Origin of the sequence: Litorivivens sp., assembly GCF_041624475.1 — a bacterium.
In the GTDB taxonomy this organism is placed as follows: domain Bacteria; phylum Pseudomonadota; class Gammaproteobacteria; order Pseudomonadales; family Spongiibacteraceae; genus Litorivivens.
In genome coordinates this window covers 81213-105110 of record NZ_JBFJUX010000008.1, presented here as the reverse complement: position 1 = coordinate 105110, position 23898 = coordinate 81213, and the positions used below count along the sequence as shown (strand labels likewise).

Here is a 23898-nt window from a genome sequence, read left to right as displayed (position 1 = left end):
TCGATGGTACATACCTAATCAATAAGCTCGACACTATAAGCTATCAAGAGCCTTTCGAAGTGCATCTATAGTGCCCACAGGAAAGACTGTTTTACCTGACTCGTCTAAGACATCACCGCGAGATCCAAGTATTAATCCGGCATCTTCCAAAAAACTGGAAGACACCAGGTATTCCAGTGCTCTTCGCTCAATTAAATTGAGCTCAGCTTTTATAATATTATCTGTGACTTTTATTTCTAAGCCCGGCGGCAGAAATTCTGAAATCAGACGATTAGCCTCTGCCAACTCTGCGGCCTGAACTTGCACGAGAAGCCGTAAACCAGGATCTTCAATGTCTGCAATCCATGAGTCCTTGCCCTTTGCATTTTTTTTAATAGATCCAGACTTTACAGAATCACGAAAAGACTTTATCAGGATACGATAATTCTCCCCCGTACTGTTTCTTATACTTTGTGCCTTTGGAACTCCAAGATCCGTCCCGACTTTCGCTATAGTAGCTATAGAAAAATCAGAATTACCTAACTCACGCTGCTGACAACATACTTTATAAATAGCGTCTAGTGTCGAATGAATCCTACTAGAGCTTATGCTCTTCAAATGCTCCAATGTGTCTTCTGGGCTCATGGATCTACCCCAGGCACCAATGCTCGACATTCTGAAAATATTATTTTGAATTCGTCATCTGATATAGACTGATCAAACGACAAGTCGCTAATTCTTACTTCACCCTTCACAACCTTATCTACCGACTCCCACGTCCGCAATCTACTCAGAAGAAGTCTGACGACCTGATTGCCCAAAATAAGCTGCTGATCAGGAGAAAGATTATATAATCGTGGAGAAAGCTTATTGAGGTCAGCCATACGGTCGAGCATTTGGGATCTGGGTATTACGGCATTTTTAGCTGAAGAAGACTCAAATATTTCTGCGTTTTCACACACCTCGCATAATTGATGGAAATGAGAAACCTCTTCCCACGAACTACTCAGTTCACTATATTTATCTGCTACTAGCGAGACAGATTTATTCCGACTATTAGCATCTAAAGCAGTGTTATTAATTATATCGAGGCAATCAGCTACAAAACTAGATACCGCTTGCATATCACACATAAGAAGGTCTAGTTTTTCAGCTGCACTCTCTAACTCTGATGTGATTTTTCGTTTCCTCTGGTCAAGTGAATATAGAGCACCATCATCAAGGCCATCACCTCTTTTTGCCCTATCATAGAAAACTTCTGTTTCCTCTTTTATCTGAATATTTACAAGCTCAAGAGCATCGACCAACCCTTGATAGTGTTCAGCTTGTGTATTGGCCGCTAAGGATATTTCATTCTCTAAAGAAATCAGGCCACCTAGAAATGCCGGACCAGTTATGAAATGCCTACATCTCACACAATTCTGACGTCCGAGGTAGCCACTGACGACTTGAGAGCGGACTCTCTTTTTTCCAAGCAGCTCGCCCCCATCCGAGCATCTAGAGCCTGCATAGGGACAAATACCATAGTCTCGAAATAAAAAGCTACCGGGCGGTTGAGACGCATACGTCTGGTAAGCATCTTTGCCATCGCTTCCAATTAGTTCTCCACGCAATTCCGAAATTCTATTTTGCTCCATCATAGCTTGTGCAAAACTAGCTTTATTTTTTAAAGCTCTCTTTTCACCCTCATCAATCCTCATCTTAAGCGTCTCTGGCGACGATTTCACGTAGTATAGCGACATAACTATCGACGCATGCCCAACAACTTTCATGATCACATCAAGAGGAAGGCCGAACTCCGTCGCATATGCAGTTATCAAAGAAACTCGCATACTATGCGGTGGATAATCAGTTTTATAGTGAGCAAGAATCTCCTTCTGACCAACAAGCGAAGCCAATTTCAAATCTTTCGGTTGGCTATAGTACAAGCCAGCAGCAATTCGAGCCGCCAACCTGCCTTGAAAATGCCCTGGCTCAATATCATTGTAATCACGAAATAAAAAACAATTGGCACCCTTCGCACGCAGTTGTGATTCATTTAACAGTGTGCGCCGACAAGACAACCAAGCCGTCGGCTCCTCAATTGGGTTATATTTTGACTGCCACTCTCTAAGGATTATCATCCAATAGGCGAGCCTTTCGGGAATCCACGGCACACTGTACCCACTTCCCTGATAACCTGTTTTGTTTGTTGTGAAATACATGCCGCAAGCATCGTCATTTAATTTTTTGATAAAGCCTTGCTTGTCCAGCATACCAGCGAGCTGACCTCTATTTTTCGTCCAAGATAATTTATCCCCACTAACAATGGGAATATCTACGTCGGCTTCACCAGAATCATTATACGCAAGCTGTTTCCCTCGAGCGGGGACACTACAAAGTGCGTAGGTATGCATCCAATAAACAGGACACCAAATTTTGTAGCGACCATGCTCGAACTTTATTACGCAATTAGGATCTTTAAAATCAATTGTTTCCTCGTCAACATTCACCCAATCTGCATCAAAGATTTGAAGATGTCTAAGATCCTGAAAGTTTGTCGCACCATCCGGCACAATCCATCGCCTCAACTCGTCCACGAACTGAAATGCCAACGATGGCTTTACAGACTCATCACGCCTAGTAGACTCAACGCCTGATTTATTTCTATAGTTATTGAATGGGTTTCTTGCATTATTAATCTTTCTAATCTCGCCGGATTCCAAGTCTTCAAATGTCATCTTCATACTGATAACGTACTCAAAGTACTCATTCAGCGTCATCAGAATTTTATTTCCAACTGAAATTGACGACTGCTCATCTAAAAAAACCTGAAAACTCCACAGCTCATGATCTTTCCTAGAGACAAATTCTTCCGGCGTACCAGCTAGATCATACTTAGCAATATAATCGCGCAAGAACCTACATAAATATGACTCCTTCTGTTTTGATGCTCGAGAACAACTTAGAAATTCGTCAAAACTTTTTTTCCAAGCGTCAAACGAGGCATCTATATTCTTTGTAACATATGGCTCTTTCCGCCCTAAAAAGTGATACCAATTTTTCCACTCCTCCAGATAGACTTGATCCGGCGTTTTAGCCATACGAGGATCTTTTAATTTTACGCATAGCCTTCTGTACTCATTCTGAGTTGAAGCACCATTTGCTATAGCTATATTTCTGCATTCGTCAAATTCATAGAACCGAGGGATATCGCACATATCGAACCAATCAACCCACTCTTCCTTGAATTTAAGTTCCGGATGAGCTGGCAAAGATGGATAGGCCCTCCTTGCTTTTTTATACTCAACGCTATTCTTGATCTTAAGTACTTTTACAGCCCATTTGACATCGCCCAAACATCGATATCTAACCGGTAACGCGACATCAGGCCACCCAGGAAAGCTGGAAAATATACGATTTGGATTTGCTGGCAATCCCTTATCATCTTTATAGTGAGCTCTGTACTCTGAAAGATTTCTAATACCAAGCCTGCGAATAGCAGCTCGCACCTCATCTAAAGTTTTATACCAGAAATCCCTTTCTGTCTTTATTCCCAGAAATCCATGCCAACCGTTATATTCGCTCCACACATCTGAATATTGATTCATTGGCGCAGCAGGCAATCTAATATCTTTTTTATGTTCCGTTGCGTACTGTTGCCACGATTTAATCTTCAATTTCTTCGCTGCAACGCTCGCATCACCCCAACTTTCATAAGGATTTAGCACTCGGCCACCACCCAAGAAACCTCTCCAGCCACCATTTTTCACCCAAACATCTTTATATTTATCTCTTGGGGTTGCGGGCAACTTAGGGTCTAGCGCATGCTTCTGAATATAGTCCTTAGGTGTCTCAAATCCCAGCGCCTTAGCAGCGGCGCTTGCAACATGCCACTGTTCATAGAACTTCCCAGAGTAACCAACCCCAAGAAATCCTTTCATGCCTCCGTTTTGTAACCATACGTCTTCATAAATCCTATTAGGCTTTGCCGGGAGCTGTCGGCAAAGTTTATATTTTTCGACGTACTCCTTCTGACTTGTAATGCCTAGTGCTCGAGCGGCCTGCGAAGCTTCAGCGTATGACGCAAAAAATATCTTTCTTCTGCTCGTAGTACCCAAGAAATCTTTCCAACCATTGGCATCCCTCCAAATTTCTGGATACGCTATTTGGGGAGATCTAGGAAGCTTTGGATCCTTTTTATACTGCCGATAATACTGCTCCGCACTTTTGATATTTAGGGCTATCGCTGCTTTGCTAGCTAAATCCCATGTTTTATACTTATTTTTGAGATACCCTGTATCCAAGAAACCTTGCCATCCACCTCGCTTACCCCATTCGGTTCTATATTTTTCTTCAGGCTTTCCAGGTAAGCGAAGGTCTCTATCACGACGATTTACGTAATCTTTCGCAGAGACCATTTTGAGCTTTCTAGCTGATTCTGCTGCCTCCTCCCATGTGTCGTAGTGTGACACTACGGGTTTACCTAGAAAGCCGTCTATACCACCATTCTTCCTCCAATCACTCGCGTAATGATTGTCAGGGTTGCGTGGTAGACACGAATCCTCCCAATATCGCTGCTTGTAGTCTGAGGAATTCTTAATCCCTAATCGCTGAGCTGCTTTGCTAGCCTGCCCCCACGTTTGATAAATTTGATCAGCCCGTCGATTGGACCGATGGGTAAGAAATCCATCCCATTCGTTATTACTTTTCCAAATATCGTTATAATATTCTTCTGGGAATTTCGGGAGAAGGGGGTCTTCTTTATAGCGCCTTCGATATTCGCGCTTACTTTTTATCCCTAACCCGATCGCTGCATGACTAGCGTGTAGCCAGTATTTATAAGTACTTTCAGTCATTCTTATTGAAAAGCAAGCCGAAGAAGGATGTTTCTATTCATTGAACTTCCCTCTAACACAATCGCTTTTTTCTCCCGCCTCAGTCTTCTTCATCGCATCACGAATTTCTACACCGCTAGCTTGTATATAAATCAGACAAGAGTCAGGGCTTTTGTGATGCATCGCCTTCTGAATTTCATACTGGTTAAAACCGCGCTTAGCCAACTCATAACCGTATGCGTGCCTGTGCCCATGCTCCGTAGTTCCTTCATTTTTTTTGGGACTTAGACCGATGCGCCTTACCGCATCTGAATGCATACGCTGGAAATTCTTTATCGTTTCAGGTTCACCTTTACTATTTGTAAAAGCATAAGGGTGTTTGGCATTATCACTGGGCGCCACCCTCTGATATTTTAGGTAACTAGTCCAAATATAAAGAAACTCTCTAGCCGCAGAAGTGGGGCAAAATATTACTTGGAAAAAATTCCTTCGGTCTGTCAGCAACGGATCCTTCCAACCCGCATGAAGACGCTCTGTTTTAGGGTAATCAGTTCTAGGCGGAAGGCCAAACTCTTTCAGTAAATATTCCCGTCGATTGTTATATTTATATTCTGGAGATTCGCCATCTGAAGGATGAAAAACGCGAACCACTGCTTCCAATCGTTTTTCGTCTACCAATATATCGCTTTCGTAAATGTGGAATATCTCACTTTTTCGGAGTCCACCAAAATGCATCAAATATGTAATCGCCTGATTCTTAAAATCAGTACGTTCCTCCGGCGGCATTCCGATAGTAGAATATCGCCTCACGAATCCATCGTTAAGTAGCTTAGATATTTTTGAAGCGGGAAACCTGAAAAAGTCCTCTAGCCGATACATTGGCGGCCTGTGCGCTCTTATTTTTCGGACGAGGTTCAAATTGTATTTCTCTTTGTTTTGCTGGGATAAATGCTTCAAAAAAGACCGATCTTGCCGATGAATATGTGCGCAATAATTTAGACGCTCCTCGATAGAAGTTGCCTTTCTAAATGGATTTATCCTATTTTCTTTGTGACCTGATTTCTCGGAAAGGAAATCCGTGTAACTGGTTATGTGATACAGGATTATATTGGCATCACGAGCCTTTCTCGGTGACCAATACAATCCGGAATTGTCTTCTAGTGTGTCACGATCGATTGTCCCAAAGGTTAGGGCGATAACAAATGACCTTAGCAGATCAGACCCAGCAACAAATTTATTGCCATTAGCGTTGATGTACTTTACCAACAGCATTACGGAATAGGTATTTCGCTCGATCCACGATTGACTCTTATTCGAATTTTCTGCCAGGAACCGAAGGTGGGAAATTAGAAGTCCATTTTCAGTAAGCAATGCCGGCAACCGAAATGTTTTCCGATATATATTTGTTGTGTACCTCGCCTTTATCTTTACAACATATGACATGGATCGCCGCCAAAGTATTTATTACATAGTATAGGGTTATTTCATCGGAGTAGGTAAGCTTATTCCTACAACGCAATCTAGCATTTACGTGGTATAAGGCTTAAATAGTATAAAATTGAGTGGGGTTATAATATATCTACGGCAAGCGCCGACTGCGCGAAATCGACAGCCGGGTTCGCTTTCTGACCAAGCGCCTGGACGAACTGACGGTGGTTGACCGCGCTCCTGAGGACCAAGACAAAGTCTTTTTCGGCGCCTGGGTGACACTGGAAGACGAACAAGGAGAGACCGTGGAGTACCGGATTGTCGGGCCGGACGAGTTTGATCTGAAAGCCCGCAAACTGTCGATGGACTCACCACTGGCCAAGGCCATGCTGGGCAAGCGTCTCGACGACGAGATCGTCGTGCGCACACCCGAAGGCGAGCGCGAGTACGCTATTATCTCGATTCGCTACGAAGGTTGATCCACACCCCCACCAGCATTAATGCCGCACCGGCAAACACCCACACCGAAACCGCTTCCTGAAAAATCAGCCAGGCCAGCAGGGCGATCAAGGGCAGGCGCAGAAAATCCATCGGGATCACCACATTGGCCGGCGCCAGCGACAAGGCTTTGGTCAAACAGTAATGAGCCGTCAATGCGGTTAGCGCGATGGAAATCAGGCAGGGCCACTGCCAGCCGGGCGGCCATATCGGATCAAAGGAAAAGGCCAGCGCCGCCATCGGCAATTGCAGCAGATTCATCAGAACCAGTACCGACATCGGTGAATCGGTCAGGGTAATTTTGCGGGTCAGGGTATGCGCGATACCAAAGGCAAAGGCTCCGGCCAGCATCACCATAGTGCCGGTCTCCGGCTCCACCAGTCCCGGCCGCACGATCAACAAGGTGCCGAGAAAACCGAGCACCACCGCCGCGACGCGCGGCGCGGTAATCTTTTCTCCCAGCAGCACCGCCGCAAACAGCAGCGACCAGATCGGCACCGTGAATTCCAGCGCAAATACCTGCGCCAGCGGAATCAGCGCAATGGCCACAAACCAGGCGTATTGCGCCAGAAAATGCACACTGTGACGCAGCAGTTGCACGCCGGGCTGCCGCACTCGCAGCCTGTAAACGCCGATAAAAGGGAAGCAACAAAGCAGCACCGAAACCGCAATAATATTGCGGTAGAACATCAGCTGCAGCGGCGTCAGATCACCAAGCACGATGCGCGCCGCGATCGCCATGGCAGAAAAGGAGGCAATGGCACCGGCCATCCAGGCCGCTGCCTTGAGGGGATGGTGAGTCACATCAGGGCGCTTCAGAAAAGGTCTTGAGGTATTCAATCACATCGGCGCGGTCCTGCGCATCCGCAATACCTTTGCTCATCATCATATTGCCCGGCAGAAAATTCTGCGGGTCGGCAAGCCAGACATTCATCAGCTCGGGCGTCCAGACAAAATCGGCTTGTTTCAAGGCGTCGCTGTAGTAGTCGAAACCGGGCTGACTGCCTACGCGCTTGTTGAAAATATTCCACAGACTCGGGCCGTTATTGTGACCCACTGCCTGCTCCGGGTAGTGGCAGGTGCGGCAGGCCCCGAACTTCAGGCGGCCGCGCTCCGCATCCCCTTCGGGCATTTCCGCCAAGGCAGGAACCGACAAAAACAGCACTAAACTAATCAGACGAATCATGAGCGCACCCCCATAGCATGACGGCCCGCGCGCCGCCCGAAAAAGCTGCCGTCGCCCAGAGAAATCCCGCTCGCAATATAGGGCGCCACCGGCAAGCCTGCGGATGTGCGCCCGGCCGCATAGAGCCCGGGAATCGCTTCGCCAAAACCGTTCAAGACCTGGCTGTCCACACTGGTGCGCAAACCGCCAAAGGTATGGGCCGGGAAAAAAGCCTTGTCCACGCTCAGATCGTAGGCAACAAAAGGCGCCTCACGCAGGGGGCTCAGATACTCTTTCACCTTGCCGAATAAAGGGTCCCGCTGCTTGCGCGCATGCCGGTTGTAGTAGGCGACAGACGCCAGCAGCGCGTCCTTGGGCATGGGCAACTGGCCGGTCAATTCATCCAGCGTTTTGCCACGCGCCACTTCCGCCACCCGGTAGTCGTCATAGCCGTACTGGCTGGTTTTATCAGTGATCAACCAAGCCTTGCCCTGCTGATGAAAGGCAATCTCATGACCGAGGAAAGCGTGGTAGTGATCCTCGCCAATAAAACGCTGCCCGTTTTGATTGACCACAATGCCCTTTAACACATGGTCGGGGAGATACAGGGGCATGATCGCAAAACCGTGGTGCATCTGGGCGGTGGCGCCGCCAGCACTGATGCCCATTTGTATGCCCATCCCCTGATCGCCCATATTGCCCCAGGGCACCGAACACTGCGCCAGTTCAGGCGCGTAAGTTTGCAGCATGTCGGAGTTGTGAACAAAGCCGCCAGCGGCCAGTACCACACCCTTTTTGGCGCGCAGCTGTCGGGTTTCGCCGTCCATTTCTACCTGTATGCCGCCAATGCGACCATCGGATTCGGCAATCAGCCGCTTACAGGTAACCCCTGTAAGGTACTTCGCGCCGGCTTTTTGGGCCGAGGGTATCAGAGCCTCCATCAGGCTGCGCCCGCCCGTCCAGCCGGAGTAGCCCGGCACATGACCGCGCGGCGCGGGAGGCGTCTGCCGCGCAAACTCGGCAACCTGCTCAGAGCCCGAGTAATAAAGGGAGTCCGCACTGCCCGGCAGGCCCTTTTCAGCGGTAAACGATGGCTCGTAATGAACACCCTGTTGAACCAGCCAGTCAAAATGGGCGGGGGACTGCTCGCAGTACAGGTCTATTTTTTCTGACTGGGCATAGAGACCACTGGCCGCCGTGATGTAATCACGCATGGCCTCTTCACTGTCGCTAACGCCGCAGGCTTTTTGCAGGGCGGTACCGCCGCCACAGTAAACCACTCCGCCGGACATTGCCGAAGAACCGCCGAGTTTTGGCAGCATTTCCAGCACCAGTACCGTGCCGCCCGCGGCGCAAGCCTCAATGGCCGCAGCGGTTCCGGCGACACCGGAGCCGACCACAATGACATCGACACTCGCAAACCAGCTGCGCACGGAACCTGCGGTCAGGGCCGAAGCACTGAGAGGCGCCGCCGCCAGACCCGCTAACATCGAACGCCGGGTTAGTTCGTTATTCACCGTAAACCTTCCTGAGCCACCGGGTTTCAGGAGAGCTTACACGAAAAGCCCGCCGACAAAGGGCGGGCTGGCTGAAATGCTACAGCGGGATTAATTCATTAAACCGCTGGTTTGGATTGCCGGGATCATCAGGCCGCAGGCGCGTCACCTGATTCAGGCGCTGAACCACCACCGGAATCCGAGGGGCGTTCAGCCTCCAGAGTGACTGTGATATTCACAATCTCTGACAAGGCAAAGGGCTGCGGCAGCGGCGACTGCTCTTCAGCATCTGAGGGCATACCAAACGCTACCTGAAAGCCATCATCCTCAGGCGCGCCGCCCTCGGGTGGAAAGGCAGGTTGCTGCGGTTGAGAGGGCGCTGCACCATCATTCCCACCCTCGGGTGCCGACGGTGCCGCAGAATCTGAAGGCGCCTCAGGAGACTCTGTACTGGCTACAGTAGCCTCGACCCCCATCAGCTGGGTTTGGGTGGCCGATGCCCGGTTTTCCAGATCGTCCTGGGTGGGCGGCTCGCTATTCGACGCGGCGCTTACAAAGTCTTCAGGGCCCGGTGCCGAATCACTATCCATATCCCCTCCGCTCATTGCCACGGGGTTATCGGGCGCGGCCGGCTGCTCCGGAGCCGATGGCGCAGAAGGCTCACTTCCTCCACCACCGCCGCCCTGACTCTGGACGAAACCGGCGGTCTGCTGCGCCAAGCCCGGCAACGACCGTGAATTGGCGTCAGTAAACACAGAACCCGACAGAAACTCTGAAACACTGAAATTCGCACCGGCGTTGCCGTTCGGCGTTGCGGCACTGGTCAGGGGTTCAGCTTCCAAAGAAGACTGACCGCTCACACTAAATGGCAGCGTCTCACCGAGCCCACCAGGCAAACTACCAGTCCCCACTGGGCCCTGCGCAACCGCCAGGCCACTACCTGCAAGTAAACTTACAACCAGCGTTTTCTTAACAAACATATGCTCCTCCTTTTGCTTCTGGTTTTGCCTGTTCTTACTAGTTGGGACGAGGCCCCGCGCTTCAAGTTTCAGTAAATATTTACAGTGCTTACTTGTTGTGACAGCACGCACAACTGGGGCATTCGCGGCAAAAAAGTGGCGTGATGCCATGCCGCCGCCCACACAAGAAACTTCAAAGATTTAAACCAGCGGCCCTAAATCTGCGGACAGCTGGCCATCCGGAGTTTGTGCGGTGTCAGCAAGGCGTGGATTGAGCTACGCTGTCGCTACAGATTGCCCACTACAGAGACAACAACATGGAAAAAATCATTTACTTGCTGTGGAAAGAAGACTCGGCCTCAGCCGACGACTTTCGGGAGCTGTTGCGCGATAAAGCCAGCGCCGAACTCAGAGGTGAAACGCCTCACCTAATAAGATTGTGCGTATCGGATTCTGACGTCGATGCTGCGGCAGGTTATCGCCTGGAAAGCATGAAACCTGCCGCAGATGCGATTCTCTCGATCTGGCTGGACAGTGCCATTAACCGCAAAGGCGTAGAACGCATTCTCGGAGATCATTGCAAGAAATTCTGCGGTTATCTGGTAACCGAATCCGAGCCGCTGCTTAACACCACCCATATTCCTGCGCCAGGCGAGCGCACCACGGGCATGAATCAGGTGGTGTTTCTGCAAAAGCCCGAGCGGCTGAGTTTTAGCGAATGGATTGACATCTGGCATGGCAGCCACACGGACATCGCCATTGAGACTCAATCCACCTTTGGCTACCGCCAGAATGTCGTGGCGCGCGCACTCACGGACAACGCACCGCCGATCGACGCCATTGTGGAAGAGAACTTTCCGGAGGCCGCGATACACGGCCGTGAAGCCTTTTACGATGCGCAGGGTAAACCCGAACTACAGCAAGAACGGGAAAAAATCATGATGGAGAGCTGCGCCCGCTTTATCGACTTCGACAAGATTGACTGTATACCCATGAGTGAATACCTTGTACCGTGATGTGAAACGCCGGTAAACCAAGAGCCTATCGGCGCTTCACCGACAACGAATAATTTATGAACGAATAACAAAAAAGAGTGGCAGTATGCTGATCCTATCCCTGTTTTGGGCCTGGCTTGCCTGGAATTGCTATCACCCCTGGCGTGGCAAACCCGAAATATTCGGCGTGGTCAGCTTCATCTTCGGACTGCTGGTAGGCGAACTGCCGCTGCATATTATTGTTATCGAGTTTCTTATCACCATCGGCCTGATTGCGGGCGGCGGCCTATACGGCCTGCTGGATGCCTCCGCCGTGTTGATCGCCGGTGCTTCCTGGTTGGCACTGGCACAGTTTTACTCCCAGGCTGACGGCGCCCGCACCGAAGTGCTGGGAGCGGCACGGCAGATTCTCGGTGAGGACTTTATCGACGCAATCCCTCCCGAGCGCCGCCGCGATATTCCCGCGCGTCCGGAGCTGTCTGAACTGATCAATCCTTTTGCCTTTAAAGTGCCGGGCGTTCGTCGGGTTCGCAACGTAACCTATCACGAACAGGATGGGCGCCCGCTGAAGCTGGATATTTTTCATCAGGAAAACTTGCCGCCGAATGCGCCGGTCTTGCTGCAGATTCACGGCGGCGCCTGGGTTATCGGCAACAAGGATCAACAGGCCCTGCCCTTGATGGGCCAGCTCGCCAGCCGAGGCTGGGTGTGCGTAACAGTGCAATACCGGCTTAGCCCCGGCGCCACCTTCCCGGACCACATTATCGATTGCAAACGGGCACTGGTGTGGGTGAAACAGCACATCGCCGACTATGGTGGCGACCCGAATTTCATTATCACAACCGGCGGTTCTGCAGGCGGCCACCTTTCCGCCCTACTCGCCCTGTCGGCCAATGAACCGGCCTTCCAGCCGGGCTTCGAAGCCGAAGATACCCGAGTGCAGGGCGCAGTGCCCTTTTACGGCATCTATGATTTCACCAACAGTCTCAGCCAGCGGCGTCATAAAGGGCTGGAAGAGCTGGTTGGCAAGCGGGTACTGAAGTGCATGCTCAGCGAGGAGCCGGAGCGCTGGCAGCAGGCGTCCCCCCTGTTTCACGTCAGTGACCAGGCACCAACGATGCTGCTTATACACGGCGACGGCGACACACTGGCCCCGGTTGAAGAATCGCATGCGCTCTACAAAGCGCTGCGAGAAATACGCGGCGTTCGCGTGGGTTTTGCGGAACTTCCCCACGCCCAACACGCCTTCGAGCTCTGGTATTCACGGCGCAGCCTGCAGGTAATTTACGCGCTGGAATATTTCCTGACGGCCCTGCACCAAGAACACCTTGACCAACAGTAAGTCCCGGCTGGCAACCAAGAAGTGCATAGCTACTGGGAATGCTTTGGCGAGCCTGCCTGAGGCTGCATTTGCTGGGCTCGTTTGAGCAGAATGGCGCGTTGATCTTCAGTCAGCACGGTCTGAATCCGAGCCTGCAGCAATGCCGTTTCTGCGGTCAACTCACCGCTCAGCTCGCCCAGCTGCTTTGAATGGTGCCGAATCGACTTCTCGTCAAACTCAGGACCAATTTCCTGACCCAGCTGAATTTTGAGCGCCTGGATTTTCCGACTTAGCTGCTCGGTTTTACCCTCGGATTCCACCAGCAGGCTTTCAATTTCCTCTGCCTGGCCTTTATTCAGATTGACGATGCTGTCGAGACGCGCCACCTGATCTGACGCTATCGACGCGGCCTGCCCCGCCATCGGCATCGACAAAACCACCGCCATACATATCCTTTTCCATATTTTCATTTAGCTCTCCTTACACTGCCTGCGCAGCGTTAACTGGTGACTATTTCCCAGCCCTTGCGCTGGGCTAACTGGCGCAATCGACGATCCGGCCGAATGGCGATAGATTGCAAAACCTCCTCAAACAACAGCGAATCACTCCAGGAATCGCCGTAAGCTGTGGCTTGCGACAGCGGCAGACCACAGCGTTCTGCTATCTGCTTTGCGGCGTCTGTTTTGCTGCGCCCCAGGGGATGACGGACTGGCGGGCGCGCCAGAAAGCGATTTCCGTCGTCGGCGCAGCGCGCCGCCACCGCAAACTCAGCGCCCAAATAGCGTGCCAGCGGATCCGCGATAAACTGGGGGGTGCCCGACAACAGGACAACACAGTCTCCCGCGTGACGGTGGCTGCGCAAGCGCCGAACGCTGTCGCTGATCAGGTGCCGCGCAAGCTCCTCGCAGACAAACTGCTCAGCGTGACTCGCGATCTCCGCCTTCTTTAAACCACTCAGCCAGGCTTTGTTTTTGCGCAGCACATGATGGCCGTAGCGCGGCAGACACAACAGGGTAAACAGGCCTGCCGCCAGATAGTTCTGCACACCCAGCACCCGGCGTGTGCGCAGGTAGTGGAAGAAACGCAGCTCACTGCCCGGTTTTGTCACCAGCGTGCCGTCGATATCAAACAGCACCAGCTTCACGCGAGCCCTCCTGACCTTCATTGTGTTCGTTGCGGGCTGCAACAAACTCAATCACAACCGGCGCTCCGCGCAAGATACACAGAGCCGCGGAGGTTACTATCAGGGTTTGAGAGATCATGTCGATCAGGCTGGACCATTCGGCCCAGAACGGAGACGAGAGCGAGGCCACACCGCTCCAGAAAATGACCCAGGTAAAAGTCGTTGCTTTGACGACCGCATAAAATGCCCGCATAAAACGTCCACCGACAATGACCTTGGCCAGCGGGCTGCGCAGCATATCAAAGGCCGCTGTGCCCTGGGCGGCGCCGTGACTGCGGATGGCGTCAACCAGCTCACCACGGGCAATAAACAACAGAGGTACCCACACGGGAATCAAGCCGACATGGGCCAGCACGACCCACAGTACGTTTTCCACCATGCGATCGGCCGCAATATCAAAGGTGGCGCCAAACACCGACTCCTCTCCACGCTTGCGCGCGATATAGCCATCGAGCCCATCAAGGCTGATCATCACCACCACCAGCAGCGCGTTGAACAACTGCATGGCCGGACTGCCAAAGTAGATCAACAGAACAACCACCAACAGTAACAGGCAGCGCCCACTCGTAATCCAGTTTGCCATTGGTTCTCCTTACAGAAGGTTTTCTACAAGCAGACAAAACAAAGCTTAAGTTGAGGGTATTGGATTACCAGAAGGCATAAGGGGTTCCTGTGAATACTGCACAGGGCTGTAAGTTAAGAATAATGACTTTGTGAAGTGGTCGTCTTTTTACGGTGGGCACCCAACGTAAAAAACGGCACTACAACGAAAAAACGCCGGAAAATCCGGCGTTTTTTGATTAATTCTTTTGTAGCAAAATAGCTACAGCGGCGTTAATGCAGCGCCGCTGAAAACAATACCTTGCCAGCCGCTGCGCATAAAATTCCGGATATTCGCATGGTCATCACCAGCCGGATTTTGCAGCACATCTTGAGTATAAAAATCGCCGAACGCATTAAGCGTTGCCTTCTCATCAAGGCCGTGCAGTTGGGCAAAGGCAAAAATTTTGCATGACCCATTGTTACTGCCCGCCTCGTTGTGCACATCACCATTGCGAAAAGCGGTGGGCGTGAACACGTAATGCTCATCAATCACCTGCATAACCTCACTAAAGGCAACAGGTCCGGTACGCAGGGCGTCCAGCAATTGTTTGGGGCTCATGACGAAATTCCTGAAAAAGCAAAAAAGATGGGGCTCGCCTGCGGCGCAGGCGAGCGTTGGCACGGAAGCACTTACTTAAGCAAACTGAGATCGACCTGCTTATCGGCGTGGTAGGACGAGCGCACCAGAGGGCCACTGGCAACACTTTTGAAGCCCAACTCTCTGGCGATATCCGCAAATTCATCAAATTCGTCCGGGTGCACAAAACGATCGACCGGTAAATGGTCGCGGCTGGGCTGCAGGTACTGACCGAGCGTGATCATGTCGATATCGTGTTCGCGCATATCGTGCATAACCTGAATCAATTCCTCACGGGTTTCACCCAGCCCCAGCATCAAGCCGGATTTGGTGAGCACTTCCGGACGACGTTCTTTGTAGCGTTTGAGCAAATCCAGTGACCATTGGTAGTCAGAACCGGGACGAATCTTGCGGTACAGGCTGGGCACAGATTCCAGATTGTGGTTAAAGACATCGGGGGGCTCCGCCGCCAGAATATCCAGCGCGATATCCATGCGACCGCGAAAATCCGGTACTAGCACCTCAATACGGATACCTTCCGAGCGAGCACGGGTTTCGCGAATACACTGGGCGAAATGCTCGGCGCCGCCGTCTTTCAGATCGTCGCGGTCGACCGACGTTATCACCACATATTTGAGCTGCATTTCCGCGATGGCTTCCGCCAGCTCGCGCGGCTCGTTCTCGTCGAGCGCATTGGGACGACCGTGGGCAACATCACAGAAGGGGCAACGACGGGTGCAGATCTCGCCCATAATCATGAAAGTGGCCGTGCCACCGCTGAAGCATTCACCAAGGTTCGGGCACTGGGCCTCTTCACAGACCGAGGCCAGTTTGTGCTTGCGCAGGACATTCTTGATGCGGCCCACTTCAGGGCTGGCCGGAATCCGCACCCGCAGCCAGTCGGGCTTGACGGGCAATTCGGTGGTCGGAATGACCTTTACCGGAATCCGCGCTACTTTTTCAGCACCGCGAAGCTTCTCGCCCTGAACCACCGGGCGCTGCGCAGCCCGACCCCGAGCGCGTTTGGCTGCCGGTGTATTGTCGGTTTGCTCAGTCATGACTTACCTCGAACTACAGGGAAACCCCGCATTGTACACGTGATCGCAGGCAGAATAACCCAAGGCCCCCCGAAATATCTCGGCCAGACGCATGCCAACGCGGGCCAGATCAACCGCTCGCTCCAGGGTAGTAGCGAGATCGGTCACCGCCATGCCGGCATGACCACAGGGATTGATGCGCTGGAACGCGCTCAGGTCCATATCCAGATTGAGGCTGAGGCCGTGAAAGCTGCAGCCTCGGCGCACTCTCAGGCCCACTTGCGCGATTTTGGCACCATTTTCAAGGTAGACCCCGGGGGCATCGGCACGGGGTGCCGCGCTGACACCGTATTCGCCCAGCAGAGCAACAACGCTTTCCTCGATGGCGGTAACCAGCGCCCGCACACCGATACCGAGCCGCTTCAGGTCGAGCAGCACATAGCCGACCAGCTGTCCCGGGCCGTGATAGGTGACCTGACCACCCCGATCCACCTGCACCACGGGGATATCACCGGGGGCCAGCAGGTGTTCGGCTTTGCCCGCCTGCCCCTGGGTAAATACTGCGGGGTGCTCCAGCAGCCACAGCTCGTCGGCGCTATCGGGGCCACGGCTGGCGGTGTAATCCTGCATCGCGTGCCAGGTCGGCTCGTACTCGCTCTGGCCCAGCCAGCGCACCGTGAGCGTTGAGGGCGCCGCCATCACAGCACCATCTGAACGCGGCCGGTTGCCTTGAGCGCCTCGAAAATGGCCTGCAGCTGGCGCTCGCCAGTCGCGGTAATCGTGACAGACACCGAGCACCATTTACCGGTTCGACTCAGTTTGACACGGATATCCTGCGGGTCGATGGGCCCGCAAAACTCACTCATCACATTGACCACCAGATCGCTGAAATCCGGCTTGGCGTCGCCCATCACCTTGATCGGATAGGCGCAGGGAAATTCAATTTTCGGGGCTTCTGGCTCAGTCATCAGCGGCCAATCAAATTAAGAACAAACAAGACAATGGCGTCCCACAGGCGTTTCAGGATGCCGCCCTCCTCGACGTTCTGCAGTGCCACCAGCGGGGTGCGGACCAGCTCCTCACCATCCAGCGACACGACCAGTTCACCGTATTCCTGGCCTTCACTAATCGGGGCCGTCAGCACGTCATCGACGCTGAGCGCGGCTTCCAGCTCCTTGTGCTTACCGCGGGGAATGGTCAGGTGCACCTCATCTTTCACACCAAGGCTTACGGAGTCTGCTGCGCCCTTCCAGACCCGACTCGTGCTCAACTCGGTACCGGAGGTGTAGAGATGGTGAGTTTCGAAGAAGCGAAAGCCATAGGCCAGCAAACGCTGCGTTTCTCGCTCTCTCGCAGACTCACTTTTGGTCCCCATCACCACGGAAATCAAGCGCATACCTTCACGCTCTGCAGAGGCTACCAGACAATAGCCAGACGCCTCAGTGTGCCCGGTCTTCAAGCCATCAACACTCGGGTCGCTCCACAGGAGACGATTGCGGTTGGTTTGGCGAATCCCGTTGTAAGTAAACTCTTTTTCGCTGTAGAGCGCGTATTCTGCCGGGTACCCCAAGATTGCCTTTGCGAGCAGCGCCATGTCCCTGGCTGACGAGTACTGATCTTCGTGGGGCAGACCGTGGGAATTCGTAAAATGGGTGTTTTCCATGCCCAGCTGATAGGCATGCTGGTTCATCACCTCGGCAAAGGATTTCTCACTGCCGGCAATATATTCGGCAACAGCCACGGTAGCGTCATTGCCTGACGACACCACAATACCGCGATGCAGCTCACCCAGTGAGACCTGCTTTCCGACTTCAAGCCACATCAGGGACGAGCCCTTGAATACGGGATTCTGAGCCCAGGCGTTTTTGCTGATAGTAACGATATCGTCGTTCGCTACCTGACCATTTTCCAGCCAGTAGGACAGCACATAACTGGTCATCAGCTTGGTCAGACTGGCCGGCGGCAGGCGCTCATCAGCCCTATGTTCCGTAATGACCTCGCCGCTGTCAGCGTCCATCAGAATCCAGGCTTTGGCTGCGATCTGCGGCGGGGCCGGAATCAGCGAAGGCTGGGCGGCCGCCCAGACGGGAAACAACATAAACAGCAGAGCTAGAAGGCGTTTGGTATAGGACATGGGTTTCCGTTTCAAGTTTTCAGGGTTTGCTGTTGTCGGTGACGATGGACGCGAGCCCGTAGTTGTCGCGCTCTAACATCCGCCGCACCCGCTCGGCTTCCAGATAATCGGTGAACGGGCCAACGCGAACACGATGAAAAGGCGGAGAGTCATTGCTGGCACTAATATGCACCGGCAACTCATGCCGCCCTGCCAATTCCGCCTGCAGGCGCAGGGCACTGCCCTTTACCTGAAACGCCGCAACCTGCAGAAAATAGTTTGCGCCAGGCGCACGTTCGCGGGCCGGATCGCTGGCAAGCTGTTTATTATCCAGATCAATGACGCTGATTTCCACTGGCGCCGTGCCCTGATCGGCGAAGCCCAGCTTAACCGCCGCCGCGTAAGAGAGGTCGATGATCCGGTCACCGTGGAAGGGCCCCCGGTCATTGACTCGCACAATCGCCGTGCGACCGTTATTGAGGTTGGTCACTTTCACATAGACCGGGATGGGCAGCGTTTTGTGGGCGGCCGTCATTTTGTAGAGATCGTAGACCTCGCCATTAGAGGTCAGGCGTCCGTGAAACTTGGTGCCATACCAAGACGCAATGCCCCGTTCCCGGTAGTCGCGATAATCCGTCATCAACTCATAGCGACGCCCCATAACAACATAGGGGCTGACGTTTCCGCGCGAGGTAATCGGTTCCCAGCGCGGCACCGCATCGTTGATCATCGCGGGGTCCAGCACCTGCCTGGGCGCACTGTCTTTAGCTGGCCCCGATGGCGGCACCGGCGGTGAATCCTTCAGCCAAGAGCAGCCCGGCAGCACGAGACAGAGGGCCAAAGCCCAATACGACAAGGTCCGCTTCATTGTGTGTAACGCTGGGCCACCAGTTGACTCAATTGATACACCGCCATCGCATACATGGAGCTGTGGTTGTAGCGGGTAATCACATAAAAATTGTGCAGCCCGAGCCAATGCTCCTCACCCTCGTCGCCGATAAAGCGAATTGCACTGGCCATGGCGTCGCCGTCAAGCTTGGCATAACTGCGCACCCCTTTGTCAGCCAGCTGGGCCACGCTCCACTTTGGCTTCAGGCCGGCCTCGAACACCTCGGCATCATGCTGCTTTGCCACATCGGCGGCCAGCACCACGGCTTCGCCCTGACGCCAGTGATGCCGCGCGAAATAGTTGGCAACACTGCCGATGGCATCGACCGGATTGTTGACGATATCCGCAACACCGTCGCCGTCGAAATCAACGGCAAAACTGCGATAGCTACTGGGAATAAACTGGCCGAAGCCCATGGCACCGGCGTATGAGCCCTTCAATTCAAGCGGGTCCAGGCTCTGCTCGCGCGTCATCAGCAGGTATTCCTCCAGTTGCTTGCCAAAGAATTTACTGCGGGGCGGGTAGTCAAAGCCCAGGGTCGCCAGCGCATCGAGCACACGGTAGTTGCCCTTGTGGCGCCCGTAACGGGTTTCGACCCCGATGACCGCAACAATGATCTGTGGCGGCACCCCGTATTCCTTATGGGCCCGCTCCAGCGTGGCACGGTGCTCGCGCCAGAACTCGACGCCCTGTTCTATTCGGGACTCCTGAATGAATATCCTGCGGTAGTCCTTCCACTCCAGGGTGCGCTCCGCCGGGCGGGCAATAGCGTCCAGAATGCTTTGTTTGCGCTCGGCCTGCGCCAGTAGCGCTTCGACCCGGCTGCGTTCAAAGCCGTGCTCGGAAACCATCCGGTCGGTAAACGGTCTTGCCTGCTCGTGATCCAGATAATTCGCCCACGAGGCTGCCGGCAGCGACAGAAGCAGCGCGAGGGACATCAGGGCTTTACGCATCGTGTTCAGAAACCTTCCGTTTTTATGATTACTGGTGGATAAAGCGCTCGTCGGCGCGAATACTCATTAAAATGCCAAATCCAATCATCAGAGTCACCAGCGACGTACCGCCCTGACTGACAAGGGGCAAGGGTACACCAACTACCGGCAGCAATCCCGACACCATCCCCATATTCACGAATACATAGACAAAAAAAGTGAGCGTTATACTCCCCGCCAACAGACGACCAAAGCTGTGTTTTGCATGGACCGCAATCCAGGACCCGCGCAAAATGAGCAACAGGTAGACCAGCACCAGCGCCAGCACGCCGCGCAGGCCGAATTCCTCGGCCAGTACCGCGACAATAAAGTCGGTGTGACTCTCCGGCAGAAAATCCAGGTGGGACTGGGTTCCCTGCAGCCAGCCCTTGCCGTCAACCCCGCCCGAGCCGATGGCCGTCTGCGACTGGATGATATTCCAACCAGCGCCGAGCTTGTCGCGCTCCGGGTTGAGCATGGTCAAAATCCGCCCGCGCTGATAGTCGTGCAGCACAAACTCCCAGATCGGCCAGGCTGCCGCGCCCAGCAGGGCAAAGCCGGCGGCAATGATATGCCAGCCGATACCCGCCAGGAACAGTACGAAAATACCGGAGGAGGCAATAATGATGGCGGTCCCCAGATCCGGCTGGCGCGCAATCAGGAAGGCGGGCACCAGCAGGATGACCAGTCCGCTCATCACCGCGCTGAAACGCGGCGGCAGCGGCCGCATCGCGTAATACCAGGCCAGAGTCATCGGCAGAACCAGTTTCAGCACCTCGGAGGGCTGAAAACGGAAACCGCCGATGGAAAGCCAGCGCTGGGCGCCCTTGGCACCGTCGCCGAAAAAGGCCACGCCCAACAGCAGGCCTATGCCCGCCACATAGGCGATCGGCGCCAGACGTTTCAGGCTTTCAACGTTCACCTGGGCAACCGCAAACATCACAATGTAGCCAATTAGCAGGTAGCGCGCCTGCCGCGCCACCATCGCGGCGCTCTCACCGCTGGCGCTGTATAAAATCACCAGCCCGAAGCCGGTCAGCGTCAGCAACAGAACCAACAGGGTCAGGTCCAGCCGCAAACGCTGGAAAATGTTGCGTTGAATATCTTGGGCGTGGTGGTCGCGCGGTAACTGGCGAATGAAGTCTGAGTGACTCATACCTCTTCGTCTCCTACAGCGGCCTTGAGCGTAGCGGGATTCAGCTTCGGCTGATGCTTGAGGGTATCAGGACGCAGGTAGGCATCGAATACGCGGCGCGCGATAGGTGCAGCCACGCGACCACCCGCCTCGCCATTTTCCACAACCACAGCCAGAACAATACTCGGGTTGTCAGCGGGTGCAAATCCGACAAACAAGGCGTGATCGCGCTGACGCTTGGCCACCTGCTCCGGGTCATAATCCTCGTGTGATTCGATGCTGACGACCTGGGCAGTACCGGTTTTGCCAGCGATGCGATAGTCCAGATTCTTGGCAATATTCTTGGCCGTACCGCGGGGGCCATGCACGACATCCTCCATCACTTCGTGCATGTAATCCCAGTCACTTTCATTGGCCAGTTCCACCTGCGGCTTGATCGGTGCCGACACCGGCACGCCATTGATGCTGCGCGCAATGCGCGGCACCCGGCGCTCACCCCGACTCGCCAGCACCGCGGTCGACACCGCCAGCTGCATCGGTGTGGTCAACATAAACCCCTGGCCGATGCCGACGTTGACCGTTTCACCCGGGAACCAGTGGGAACCTTTGACTTCGCGCTTCCATTCCCGAGAAGGCAGCAAGCCGGCTCGCTCGTTGTCATTATCAATACCGGTGCGCTGACCCAGACCAAAACGGGATCCGAACTCGTGAATACGGTCAATGCCCATGTTGTAGGCCATGTCGTAAAAGTAAACATCACAGGATTCGACAACCGCCTGATGCAGATCGATCCGGTTGCCGTGACCACCAGCTTTCCAGTCCCGATAAATCCGCTCGTCGTAAGGCAGCTTGTACCACCCGGGATCGTAAACCGTTGTGCGCCGGGTCACCACGCCGTAGTGCAGCCCACCGAGCCCGAAGATTGGCTTGAGCGTAGAGCCCGGGGGGTACTGACCCAGCAGGGTGCGATTGAACAGGGGCAGATCCGGGGATTCGCGCAGCGCCCTATAGTTCTCGCTGCTGATCCCGCCCACAAACAGGTTGATGTCGTAACTGGGTGTGCTCACCATCGCCAACACCCCGCCGTCGGCCGGGTCGATCGCCACAATGGCACCGCGCTCATCGCCCAGGATCTCGTGGGCCACCCGCTGCAGATTGACGTCGATATTGAGCACCAGATCCGCGCCGGGAATCGGCGGGTGCCGCTCCAGCACTCTCAACACCCGGCCCCGGGCATTGGTTTCCACGTTCTGGTAGCCAACGGTGCCGTGCAGGGAATCCTCGTAAAAGTGCTCAATGCCCAGCTTGCCGATATGGTTGGTGGCGCTGTAGTTGACCGTATCGATCTGCTCCATTTCACGCTCGTTGATCCGCCCCACATAGCCCAGCACATGGGCCAGCAGCTCGCCCTGCGGGTAGTAGCGGATCAGCTGGGCATCAATGTCCACCCCCGGCAGCCGATAGCGATTCACCGCAAAGCGCGCGATCTCCTCCTCGGTCAGACGCAGCTTCAGCGGAACCGCCTGATAGGGGCGACGATGGCGCAGGCGACGCTTGAACTTCGTTATATCGTCGTCATCTATGTCAATCAGTTTGGCCAGCTCGGCCAGTGTGCTGTCGATATCCGGCACCCGCTCCTTGATCAACACCAGACTGTAACTGGGAATGTTTTCTGCCAGCAGCACGCCGTTGCGATCGTAGATCAGGCCGCGCTTGGGAGGGATGGGCTGCAACTGGATACGGTTGCGATCCGACTGCACCTGGTAGAGTTCATGCTGCATCACCTGCAGGTAAATATAGCGCCCACAGATCACCCCCAGAAGAACCCCCATACCCAGAATGGCCACCAGATAGCGGCGACCAAAAAGAGTGCGCTCGCGGTTGGGGTCTTTCAGTCGATCGATTGGCGGCATCCTGATTGCGCTTATCGATGGTAGGGATGGCCCTGGAGAATACTCCAGGCGCGATAAATCTGTTCGGCCAGCATCACCCGCACCAGCGGGTGAGGCAGGGTCATGGCGGACAGCGACCAGCGCTGTCGGGCCTGCTGAAGACACATTGGATCAAGCCCGTCCGGCCCGCCCACCAGCAGGCTCACATTGTGACCTTCGTCGTACCAGCCGCCAAGAGTCTCGGCCAGCTTTTCGGTGCTGAGCGAGCGGCCGGTAACATCCAGCGCCACGATAAGATCGTCACGCGGCACCGCCTTGAGCAGCGCCTCACCCTCCTGCTGCCGGGCGCGGCGGATATCCGCATTTTTGCCCCGCTTGGCCAGCGGGATCTCCTGTATGTCCAGACTGAACTCGGCGGGCAGGCGCTTGCGGTATTCCGCCACGCCCGACTCCACCCACGCCGGCATACGGGTACCCACCGCGAGCAGTTTAATCCGCATCGCCCGGTTTGCCCGCCGGCACCGACCAGAGACGCTCAATATCATAAAAGGTGCGGGCTTCCGGCAGCATCGTATGGACGACTACATCGCCGAAATCCACCAGCACCCACTCAGAGACATTGTCCCCTTCCGTGCCGAAGGGCTTAATGCCCTGCTGTTTGGCTTCATCAATCACGTTGTTCGCCAAAGACTTTACATGGCGGTTGGAGGTGCCGCTGGCCACAACCATATAGTCCGTCACACCTGTCATGTCGCGCACGTCGAGCACCACCACGTCTCGCGCCTTCATATCGTCCAGCGCGGTTTTGACAAGTTCCACCAATTCAACAGATTTCATGTG

23 protein-coding genes and 1 pseudogene are annotated in these 23898 nt (G+C 54.0%); 3 read left to right on the top strand and 21 right to left on the bottom strand.

The annotated features are described in order from the left end of the window. Positions 1–33: 33 nt before the first annotated feature. The 3 genes from gmtX to gmtY are packed head-to-tail and all read right to left on the bottom strand — an operon-like array spanning position 34 to position 6239. On the bottom strand, positions 34–624 hold the full coding sequence (gene gmtX, locus ABY734_RS10445; protein WP_372779022.1) for a gamma-mobile-trio protein GmtX: 591 nt from the start codon (positions 622–624) through the stop codon (positions 34–36). Continuing rightward, positions 621–4817, bottom strand: coding sequence for a VPA1269 family protein (locus tag ABY734_RS10440; RefSeq protein ID WP_372779021.1), 4197 nt, complete (start codon positions 4815–4817; stop codon positions 621–623). The genes gmtX and ABY734_RS10440 overlap by 4 nt, the downstream gene beginning before the upstream one ends. A gap of 33 nt (positions 4818–4850) precedes the next feature. Continuing rightward, complete coding sequence (gene gmtY / locus ABY734_RS10435; protein WP_372779020.1) at positions 4851–6239, bottom strand: gamma-mobile-trio recombinase GmtY; 1389 nt, start codon at positions 6237–6239, stop codon at positions 4851–4853. 131 nt (positions 6240–6370) lie between these two features. Between gmtY and ABY734_RS10430 the strand changes: the two are divergent. After that, positions 6371–6703, top strand: a pseudogene (locus ABY734_RS10430) (GreA/GreB family elongation factor); the annotation flags it as partial. Here ABY734_RS10430 and ABY734_RS10425 read toward each other — a convergent pair. From ABY734_RS10425 to ABY734_RS10410, 4 genes are all read right to left on the bottom strand, one after another. Beyond that, positions 6678–7526 carry a DMT family transporter gene (locus tag ABY734_RS10425; protein ID WP_372779018.1) on the bottom strand — a complete coding sequence of 283 codons (849 nt, stop codon included), beginning with the start codon at positions 7524–7526 and terminating at the stop codon, positions 6678–6680. The pseudogene ABY734_RS10430 and the gene ABY734_RS10425 sit on opposite strands and share 26 nt — an antisense overlap. Position 7527: 1 nt before the next feature. Continuing rightward, positions 7528–7908, bottom strand: coding sequence for a cytochrome c family protein (locus ABY734_RS10420; protein ID WP_372779017.1), 381 nt, complete (start codon positions 7906–7908; stop codon positions 7528–7530). After that, the gene (locus tag ABY734_RS10415) at positions 7905–9404 is read right to left on the bottom strand and encodes an FAD-dependent oxidoreductase (RefSeq protein ID WP_372779016.1); all 1500 of its coding nucleotides are present in this window, start codon (positions 9402–9404) and stop codon (positions 7905–7907) included. Before ABY734_RS10415 ends, ABY734_RS10420 begins: the two co-directional genes overlap by 4 nt. Positions 9405–9532: 128 nt before the next feature. Then, a complete protein-coding gene (locus ABY734_RS10410; protein WP_372779014.1) occupies positions 9533–10363 on the bottom strand; it encodes a hypothetical protein in 831 nt (276 codons plus the stop codon). 296 nt (positions 10364–10659) lie between these two features. On the opposite strand from ABY734_RS10410, the gene ABY734_RS10405 reads away from it, so the two are divergent. After that, positions 10660–11358 (top strand): EthD domain-containing protein, encoded by a 699-nt coding sequence (locus ABY734_RS10405; protein WP_372779013.1) that lies wholly within the window; start codon positions 10660–10662, stop codon positions 11356–11358. Positions 11359–11443: 85 nt separating this feature from the next. Then, positions 11444–12679, top strand: coding sequence for an alpha/beta hydrolase fold domain-containing protein (locus ABY734_RS10400; protein ID WP_372779011.1), 1236 nt, complete (start codon positions 11444–11446; stop codon positions 12677–12679). Between the two features lie 29 nt (positions 12680–12708). Here ABY734_RS10400 and ABY734_RS10395 read toward each other — a convergent pair whose 3' ends face one another. From ABY734_RS10395 to rsfS, 14 genes are all read right to left on the bottom strand, one after another. Then, a complete protein-coding gene (locus tag ABY734_RS10395; protein ID WP_372779009.1) occupies positions 12709–13128 on the bottom strand; it encodes a hypothetical protein in 420 nt (139 codons plus the stop codon). A gap of 29 nt (positions 13129–13157) precedes the next feature. Further along, positions 13158–13802: an HAD family hydrolase gene (locus ABY734_RS10390; protein ID WP_372779008.1), complete on the bottom strand. Its 645-nt coding sequence runs from the start codon at positions 13800–13802 to the stop codon at positions 13158–13160. Further along, complete coding sequence (locus ABY734_RS10385; RefSeq protein WP_372779007.1) at positions 13783–14424, bottom strand: CDP-alcohol phosphatidyltransferase family protein; 642 nt, start codon at positions 14422–14424, stop codon at positions 13783–13785. Before ABY734_RS10385 ends, ABY734_RS10390 begins: the two co-directional genes overlap by 20 nt. A 240-nt stretch (positions 14425–14664) precedes the next feature. Continuing rightward, the gene (locus ABY734_RS10380; protein ID WP_372779006.1) at positions 14665–15003 is read right to left on the bottom strand and encodes a HopJ type III effector protein; all 339 of its coding nucleotides are present in this window, start codon (positions 15001–15003) and stop codon (positions 14665–14667) included. Positions 15004–15074: 71 nt separating this feature from the next. After that, entirely contained in the window at positions 15075–16079 is a 1005-nt protein-coding gene (gene lipA / locus ABY734_RS10375) for a lipoyl synthase (protein WP_372779005.1), read from the bottom strand. Between the two features lie 3 nt (positions 16080–16082). After that, positions 16083–16757, bottom strand: a complete 675-nt coding sequence (lipB, locus tag ABY734_RS10370; protein WP_372779004.1) for a lipoyl(octanoyl) transferase LipB — start codon at positions 16755–16757, stop codon at positions 16083–16085. Beyond that, positions 16757–17026 carry a YbeD family protein gene (locus ABY734_RS10365; RefSeq protein ID WP_372779003.1) on the bottom strand — a complete coding sequence of 90 codons (270 nt, stop codon included), beginning with the start codon at positions 17024–17026 and terminating at the stop codon, positions 16757–16759. The genes lipB and ABY734_RS10365 overlap by 1 nt, the downstream gene beginning before the upstream one ends. Beyond that, positions 17026–18192: a D-alanyl-D-alanine carboxypeptidase family protein gene (locus tag ABY734_RS10360; protein ID WP_372779002.1), complete on the bottom strand. Its 1167-nt coding sequence runs from the start codon at positions 18190–18192 to the stop codon at positions 17026–17028. The genes ABY734_RS10365 and ABY734_RS10360 overlap by 1 nt, the downstream gene beginning before the upstream one ends. Positions 18193–18211: 19 nt before the next feature. Beyond that, positions 18212–19039: a septal ring lytic transglycosylase RlpA family protein gene (locus ABY734_RS10355; protein WP_372779001.1), complete on the bottom strand. Its 828-nt coding sequence runs from the start codon at positions 19037–19039 to the stop codon at positions 18212–18214. Further along, positions 19036–20013, bottom strand: a complete 978-nt coding sequence (gene mltB, locus ABY734_RS10350; RefSeq protein ID WP_372779000.1) for a lytic murein transglycosylase B — start codon at positions 20011–20013, stop codon at positions 19036–19038. Before mltB ends, ABY734_RS10355 begins: the two co-directional genes overlap by 4 nt. Before the next feature lie 28 nt (positions 20014–20041). Beyond that, entirely contained in the window at positions 20042–21187 is a 1146-nt protein-coding gene (gene rodA / locus ABY734_RS10345) for a rod shape-determining protein RodA (protein ID WP_372778999.1), read from the bottom strand. Beyond that, positions 21184–23079: a penicillin-binding protein 2 gene (gene mrdA, locus ABY734_RS10340; RefSeq protein ID WP_372778998.1), complete on the bottom strand. Its 1896-nt coding sequence runs from the start codon at positions 23077–23079 to the stop codon at positions 21184–21186. The genes rodA and mrdA overlap by 4 nt, the downstream gene beginning before the upstream one ends. Before the next feature lie 11 nt (positions 23080–23090). After that, positions 23091–23558, bottom strand: coding sequence for a 23S rRNA (pseudouridine(1915)-N(3))-methyltransferase RlmH (gene rlmH / locus ABY734_RS10335; protein ID WP_372778997.1), 468 nt, complete (start codon positions 23556–23558; stop codon positions 23091–23093). Then, the gene (rsfS, locus tag ABY734_RS10330; RefSeq protein WP_372778996.1) at positions 23548–23895 is read right to left on the bottom strand and encodes a ribosome silencing factor; all 348 of its coding nucleotides are present in this window, start codon (positions 23893–23895) and stop codon (positions 23548–23550) included. Before rsfS ends, rlmH begins: the two co-directional genes overlap by 11 nt. Positions 23896–23898: the final 3 nt, after the last annotated feature.